Source organism: Pseudomonas sp. (assembly GCF_030690725.1).
Classification (GTDB): Bacteria; Pseudomonadota; Gammaproteobacteria; order Pseudomonadales; family Pseudomonadaceae; genus Aquipseudomonas.
In genome coordinates this window covers 24,233-31,129 of sequence record NZ_JAUYGD010000022.1, presented here as the reverse complement: position 1 = coordinate 31,129, position 6,897 = coordinate 24,233, and the positions used below count along the sequence as shown (strand labels likewise).

The following is a 6,897-nucleotide window of genomic DNA, read 5'->3' as shown; positions in this document are numbered from 1 at the left end:
AGCTGGGGCGGCATGATCAACGGCATGATGAGCCTGTCGGGCGCCTGGCATAAGCTGCGCACCGACCCAATCCTGCGCTTTTTGGTGGTATCGCTGGCGTTCTACGGCATGTCGACCTTCGAAGGTCCGATGATGGCGATCAAGACCGTCAACGCTCTGTCCCACTACACCGACTGGACCATCGGCCACGTACACGCCGGCGCGCTCGGCTGGGTAGCCATGATCTCCATCGGTGCGCTGTACCACCTGCTGCCGAAAGTCTTCGGTCGCCCACAGATGCACAGCGTTGGCCTGATCAACGCGCACTTCTGGCTGGCTACCATCGGTACCGTGCTGTACATCGCCTCGATGTGGGTCAACGGCATCACCCAGGGCCTGATGTGGCGTGCAGTCAACGAAGACGGCACCCTCACCTACTCCTTCGTTGAAGCGCTGGAAGCCAGCCACCCGGGTTACGTGGTGCGCATGATTGGTGGCGCCTTCTTCGTCGCGGGCATGCTGCTGATGGCTTACAACACCTACCGCACCGTGCGTGCCGCCAAGGCTTCTGAATACGAAGCGGCTGCACAGATTCCTGCCGGAGTAGCGCACTGATGAAACACGAAATCATTGAGAAGAATATCGGCCTGATGGCGCTGCTGATGGTTCTGGCCGTCAGCATCGGCGGCCTGACTCAAATCGTTCCGCTGTTTTTCCAAGACGTTACCAACGAGCCGGTGGAAGGCCTCAAGCCTTACACCGCGCTGGAACTGGAAGGCCGCGATGTGTACATCGCCAACGGCTGTGTCGGCTGCCACTCGCAGATGATTCGTCCGTTCCGCGCCGAAACCGAACGTTACGGCCACTACTCGGTAGCCGGTGAAAGCGTCTGGGACCACCCGTTCCTGTGGGGTTCCAAGCGTACCGGTCCGGACCTGGCTCGCGTTGGCGGTCGTTACTCGGATGAATGGCAACGTGCGCACCTGTACAACCCGCGCAACGTGGTGCCTGAGTCGAAGATGCCGGCATACCCCTGGCTGGTTGAGCACAAGCTCGACGGCAAGGACACCGCCAAGAAGATGGAAGTCATGCGTGGCTTTGGCATCCCCTACACCGATGAAGACATCGCCGGGGCCAAGGACGCAGTAAAAGGCAAGACCGAAATGGACGCGATCGTTGCGTACCTGCAGGTTCTCGGCACATCCATCAAGAACAAACGGTAACGCACATGGATATCGGGATGATTCGCGGCATAGGTACAGCAGTGGTGTTCATCGCCTTTATTGGCGTGGTGCTCTGGGCCTACAGCAGCAAGCGTAAATCCAGCTTCGACGAGGCCGCCAACCTGCCCTTCGCCGATGATCCCAAACCCACTGAGCGTGACGAGCAATCTTCCAGGAGCAATAACCAATGACCACGTTCTGGAGTTGGTACGTAACCATTCTGTCTCTGGGCACCATCTTTGCCCTGACCTGGCTGATCTTCGGCACCCGTAAGGGTCAGCGCGAAGAAACCACCGAAGAAACCGTCGGCCATTCCTTCGACGGTATCGAAGAGTTCGACAACCCGCTGCCCAAGTGGTGGTTTATGCTGTTTGTCGGCACCATCATCTTTGCCCTCGGCTACCTGGCGCTCTACCCGGGCCTGGGTAACTGGAAAGGTCTGCTGCCGGGTTACGACTACCTCGACACCAAGGCCAAAACGCCCTTCGCCACCAATATCGAAATTGCCGGTGGCGTAGAGCGCAATGCGGGCTGGACCGGCGTGCACCAGTGGGAAAAGGAAATGGCTAAAGCTGAAGGCCAATACGGCCCGATCTTCGCCAAATATGCGGCCATGCCGATCGAACAAGTGGCCCAGGACGAGCAAGCGTTGAAAATGGGCGGCCGCCTGTTTGCTTCCAACTGCTCGGTCTGCCACGGCTCCGACGCCAAGGGCGCCTATGGCTTCCCCAACCTGACCGACAACGATTGGCTGCATGGCGGCGAACCGGAAACCATCAAGACCACCATCATGGCGGGCCGCCAGGGCGTAATGCCTGCGCAGCTGCCGGTGATCGGTGAGGAAGGTATCCGTAACGTGGCTGGTTACATCCGCAGCCTGTCCGGTTTGAAAAACCCGGAAGGTATCGAGGTTGACCTTGCCGCAGGTCAAGACATCTTCGCGACTACTTGTGCAGTCTGTCATGGCGCTGAAGGTAAGGGCCAACAGGCCATGGGCGCACCCAACCTGACCGACAAAACCTGGCTCTACGGCTCCAGCTTTGCTCAGGTACAACAAACGCTGCGCTATGGCCGTAACGGCAAGATGCCTGCCCAGGCTGACTTCCTGGGTAATGACAAGGTGCATCTGCTGGCGGCTTACGTGTACAGCCTGTCGCAAGAAAAAATCGAGAAGTAATTCTCCAGCCTGACAGGCGCGACCGCAGGTCGCACCTGTCAGGCAATCGTCAGGCGTACCATAGCGCAAGAGCCCGTATGACCCCGGCCGGCATGTATCGACCAGGGCAGCCAATCAACCGCCGTGGTACGAACTGATGAGTGCACAGATTCCAGTTAAAGACGTCACCCCTGCCCCGGCCAAGGTCGAAGTTGTTGACCTGTACGCCAACCGCGAAAAAATCTACACCCGCTCCTTCACCGGCATCTTCCGCAACTTGCGCATGCTCGGTGGCGCAGCCCTCTTTCTGTTGTACTTCGGCACCGTATGGTTGACCTGGAATGGCCGTCAGGCCGTCTGGTGGAACCTGCCGGAGCGCAAATTCTATATTTTCGGCTCCACCTACTGGCCGCAGGATTTCGTCCTGCTCTCGGCGCTATTGATCATTGCCGCCTTCGGCCTGTTCTTTATCACCGTGTTCGCCGGCCGCGTGTGGTGCGGCTACACCTGCCCGCAGAGCGTATTCACCTGGGTGTTTATGTGGGCGGAGAAGGTCACCGAAGGTGATCGCAACCAGCGCATGAAGCTCGACAAGAGCCCGATGACCACGCAGAAATTCCTGCGCAAGCTGGCCAAGCACGGCATCTGGGTCGGCGTATCGCTGGTCACCGCGATAACTTTCGTCGGTTACTTCACGCCGATTCGCGAACTGATCCCCGAGCTGTTCACCCTGCAAGCAGGCGGTTGGGCGCTGTTCTGGGTCGGCTTCTTTACCGTCGCCACCTACGGCAACGCCGGCTACCTGCGCGAGCAGGTGTGCATCTACATGTGCCCCTATGCGCGCTTCCAGAGCGTGATGTTCGACCAAGACACCCTGATCGTCTCCTACGATCCACGCCGCGGCGAACACCGTGGCCCGCGCAAGCGCGATGCCGACTACAAGGCCGAAGGCCTGGGCGATTGCATCGACTGCAAGATGTGTGTGCACGTCTGCCCTACCGGCATCGACATCCGCGACGGTCTGCAGATCGAATGCATCGGCTGCGCCGCCTGCGTCGATGCCTGCGACAGCATCATGGAGAAGATGAACTACCCGAAAGGGCTGATCAGCTACACCACCGAGCACAACCTTTCCGGACAGAAGACCCACCTGGTGCGGCCGCGCCTGATCGGATACGCCATCGCCTTGCTGGCCATGTTCTGCGTGTTCGCCTGGGCCATCGCCGACCGTTCGCTGGTGGAGCTGGATGTGCTCAAGGACCGCGTGCTCTACCGCGAGAACGAAGAAGGCCGGATCGAGAACGTCTACACCCTGAAGATCATGAACAAGGCCCAGCATGAGGTCACTTACCTGATCGAAGCCGACGGCCTCGACGGCCTGGTGTACGAAGGCAAGCGCGAGATCAAGGCAATCGCTGGCGAGGTGCTGTCGCTGCCTGTCGAGCTGTCTATCGACCCGGAAAAACTGCCTTCAAGCACCAATGAAATCACCTTCCGCCTGCACTCGGCGGATGACCCAAGCATCAAAACCGACGCCGCCAGCCGATTTATCGGCCCTAGCGTGCGCTGATTAGAGAAACCCATGTCTGAACCCATAGCTGAAAAGAACCCCGAGATCATCAAGCCCTGGTACAAGCAATTCTGGCCCTGGTTCCTGATAGGCCTGTTGGCCTATTCAGTAGTCCAGGGGCTGACCCTGCTGACCATCGCCACGAAGAACCCGCCAGGGCTGATTTCCGATGACTATTACGACGTCGGCAAAGGCATCAACCAGTCCCTGGAGCGGGAAAATCACGCCATCCGCCTCAAGCTGCACGCCAGCCTGCTGCTCAACGATGACAACGGCACGGCCACCCTGCAGCTGAGCGGCAATAGCCGTCCGCAACAGCTGGTGCTCAACCTGATATCGCCGACCCAGCCGGAACGCGACCGCCGGGTAATCCTGCAACCACAGGCCGATGGCAGCTACAGCGGGCAGATGGTCGATGCGGTCAAGGGCCGGCGCTTTGTCGAGCTGATCGGCCAGGAAGGCGGCAAGGACTGGCGTCTGTTTGAAGAAGAAAACGTGCAAAGCGGGCAGAACATCCTCCTCGGGGATGCTCAATAAGCGCACCGATGGCCAACCCGACTCCTTGCTACCACTGTGGCCTGCCGGTACCCGCCGGCAGCCGTTTCCAGGCTCAGGTACTGGGCGCAACCCGCGAGATGTGCTGCCCGGGCTGTCAGGCAGTGGCCGAAGCCATCGTCAGCGGCGGCCTGGAGCACTACTACAAACACCGCAGCGAAAGCGCCGCTAACCCGCAGAGCCTGCCCCAAGCGCTGCCCGATGAGCTGGCGCTGTATGACCGCAGCGACGTGCAGCAGCCCTTTGTCGAACATGACGGCGAACTCAGCGAAACCTGCCTGCTGATCGAAGGCATCAGCTGCGCGGCCTGTGGCTGGCTGATTGAAAAGCATCTGCGCGACCTGCCGGGCGTCAGCGAGGCGCACCTCAACCTGTCCAACCACCGCCTGCAGGTGCGCTGGGCCGACAGCCAACTGCCGCTCAGCAGCCTGCTCAAGGCACTGCGCAAGATCGGCTACGCCGCCCACCCCTGGCAGGCCGATGCCGCCGCCGAACAGCTGCAGCGCGAGAACCGCCGCGCCATGCGCGAGCTGGGCGTGGCCGGCATGCTGTGGATGCAGGTGATGATGGCGACCATGGCCACCTGGCCGGAATTCAATATCGACCTCAGTCCCGAGCTGGACAAGATCCTGCGCTGGGTCAGCCTGTTTCTCACCACGCCGATTGTCTTCTACTGCTGCGGCCAGTTTTTCCGTGGCGCGCTGCGCGACCTGCGCACCCGCCACCTGACCATGGATGTGTCGGTATCCTTGGCGATTGGCGGGGCCTACGTGGCCGGCATCTGGTCGACGGTGACCGGTCAGGGCGAGCTGTATTTCGATGCTGTGGGCATGTTTGCCCTGTTTCTGTTGGCTGGCCGCTATCTGGAACGCCGCGCCCGCGAGCGCACAGCCGCCGCCACTGCGCAGTTGGTCAATCTGCTACCGGCCTCCTGCCTACGCCTGGATGCAGACGGCCAGAGCCAGCGTATTCTGCTCAGCGAGCTGCACGTCGGCGATCAGGTGCTGGTGCCGCCTGGCGCCCTACTACCGGCTGACGGGCGGATTGTTCAAGGCCAGTCGAGCGTCGATGAATCGCTGCTGACCGGCGAATACCTGCCACAGCCGCGTAACGTTGGCGACAGCGTTACCGCCGGCACCCTGAACGTCGAAGGACCGTTGCAGGTTGAAGTGCAGGCCCTCGGCGATGCCACGCGGCTGTCGGCTATCGTCCGCCTGCTGGAGCGCGCGCAGAGCGACAAACCGCGCCTGGCGGTACTGGCCGATCAGGTCGCGCAATGGTTCCTGCTGATCGTGCTGGTGGTAGCGGCCATCGTCGGCCTGGTCTGGTGGCAGCTCGACCCATCGCGCGCATTCTGGATCGTCCTTTCCCTACTGGTCGCCACCTGCCCTTGCGCGCTGGCATTGGCTACACCCACGGCACTGACCGCAGCGACCGGCTCACTGCACAAACTGGGTATGCTGCTGACGCGCGGCCATGTGCTGGAAGGCCTGAATCAGATCGACACCCTGGTGCTGGACAAGACCGGCACCCTTACTGAAGGCCGCCTGACCCTCAGCGCCATTCACCCTCTGCGCGAACTGGATGCCGACAACTGTCTGGCCCTGGCCGCCGCCCTGGAAAACCGCTCCGAGCACCCAATTGCCCGCGCCTTCGGCCAGGCTCCAGAAGCAGCCGAAGCGGTCGACAGTTATCCGGGCCTGGGCCTGCAGGGGCGTGTCGGCAACCGGGTACTGCGCATCGGTGAGGCGGGTTTTGTCTGCGCGCTGAGTGCGCAACCCGCGCCGGCGATTGCCGGTGAGCACGGCCAATGGCTGCTGCTGGGCGATGAACAAGGGCCGTTGGCCTGGTTTGTGTTGAATGACCGCCTGCGCGAAGACGCACCGCAACTGATCGACATGGCCAAGGCCAAGGGTTGGCAGATCATGCTGCTGTCCGGCGACAGCTCGCCCATGGTCGGCGAAGTAGCGCGCCAGCTGAGCATCATTGACGCCCGTGGCGGTCTCACTCCAGATGCCAAGCTGGACGTGCTCAAGCAGCTGCACAGCCAGGGCCGCCGGGTATTGATGCTCGGCGATGGGGTCAACGACGTGCCGGTGCTGGCCGCCGCCGATATCAGCGTGGCCATGGGCAGCGCCACCGACCTGGCAAAAACCAGCGCCGATGCCGTGCTGCTGTCCAACCGCCTGAGCAGCCTGGTGCAGGCGCTACACATGGCGCAACGAACCCGGCGCATCATCATCGAGAACCTGACCTGGGCCAGTCTGTACAATGGCCTGGTGCTGCCCTTCGCCGCCATCGGCTGGATTACCCCAATCTGGGCGGCACTGGGTATGTCGGTCAGCTCATTGCTGGTGGTGGTCAACGCACTGCGCCTGACTCGCCTGCCCAAGCCGTAAGGTGAGCGCCGCCCA

General features: G+C 61.5%; 7 protein-coding genes. All 7 read left to right on the top strand.

Translation table 11 applies throughout. From position 1 onward, the window contains the following. Nucleotides 1-594: cbb3-type cytochrome c oxidase subunit I (locus Q8O69_RS04785; protein WP_305589996.1), on the top strand; the 594-nt coding region annotated here is incomplete at its 5' end. After that, on the top strand, nucleotides 594-1,202 hold the full coding sequence (gene ccoO / locus Q8O69_RS04780) for a cytochrome-c oxidase, cbb3-type subunit II (RefSeq protein ID WP_305589994.1): 609 nt from the start codon (nucleotides 594-596) through the stop codon (nucleotides 1,200-1,202). The genes Q8O69_RS04785 and ccoO, both read left to right, overlap by 1 nt. 5 nt (nucleotides 1,203-1,207) lie before the next feature. Beyond that, nucleotides 1,208-1,393 carry a cbb3-type cytochrome c oxidase subunit 3 gene (locus Q8O69_RS04775; RefSeq protein WP_305589992.1) on the top strand — a complete coding sequence of 62 codons (186 nt, stop codon included), beginning with the start codon at nucleotides 1,208-1,210 and terminating at the stop codon, nucleotides 1,391-1,393. Then, nucleotides 1,390-2,379, top strand: a complete 990-nt coding sequence (gene ccoP, locus Q8O69_RS04770) for a cytochrome-c oxidase, cbb3-type subunit III (RefSeq protein ID WP_305589991.1) — start codon at nucleotides 1,390-1,392, stop codon at nucleotides 2,377-2,379. The genes Q8O69_RS04775 and ccoP overlap by 4 nt, the downstream gene beginning before the upstream one ends. A gap of 136 nt (nucleotides 2,380-2,515) precedes the next feature. After that, nucleotides 2,516-3,928: a cytochrome c oxidase accessory protein CcoG gene (gene ccoG, locus Q8O69_RS04765; protein WP_305589989.1), complete on the top strand. Its 1,413-nt coding sequence runs from the start codon at nucleotides 2,516-2,518 to the stop codon at nucleotides 3,926-3,928. Nucleotides 3,929-3,940: 12 nt separating this feature from the next. Then, a complete protein-coding gene (locus tag Q8O69_RS04760; protein WP_305589987.1) occupies nucleotides 3,941-4,465 on the top strand; it encodes a FixH family protein in 525 nt (174 codons plus the stop codon). A gap of 8 nt (nucleotides 4,466-4,473) precedes the next feature. Continuing rightward, complete coding sequence (locus Q8O69_RS04755) at nucleotides 4,474-6,882, top strand: heavy metal translocating P-type ATPase (RefSeq protein ID WP_305589985.1); 2,409 nt, start codon at nucleotides 4,474-4,476, stop codon at nucleotides 6,880-6,882. Nucleotides 6,883-6,897 lie beyond the last annotated feature (15 nt).

What these genes read in the sequence shown, in the direction of transcription:
- Q8O69_RS04775 (WP_305589992.1), top strand. Translation starts at nt 1,208, where the DNA reads ATGGATATCGGGATGATTCGCGGCATAGGTACAGCAGTGGTGTTCATC.
- ccoG (WP_305589989.1), top strand. Translation starts at nt 2,516, where the DNA reads ATGAGTGCACAGATTCCAGTTAAAGACGTCACCCCTGCCCCGGCCAAG.
- Q8O69_RS04760 (WP_305589987.1), top strand. Translation starts at nt 3,941, where the DNA reads ATGTCTGAACCCATAGCTGAAAAGAACCCCGAGATCATCAAGCCCTGG.
- ccoP (WP_305589991.1), top strand. Translation starts at nt 1,390, where the DNA reads ATGACCACGTTCTGGAGTTGGTACGTAACCATTCTGTCTCTGGGCACC.
- Q8O69_RS04755 (WP_305589985.1), top strand. Translation starts at nt 4,474, where the DNA reads ATGGCCAACCCGACTCCTTGCTACCACTGTGGCCTGCCGGTACCCGCC.
- ccoO (WP_305589994.1), top strand. Translation starts at nt 594, where the DNA reads ATGAAACACGAAATCATTGAGAAGAATATCGGCCTGATGGCGCTGCTG.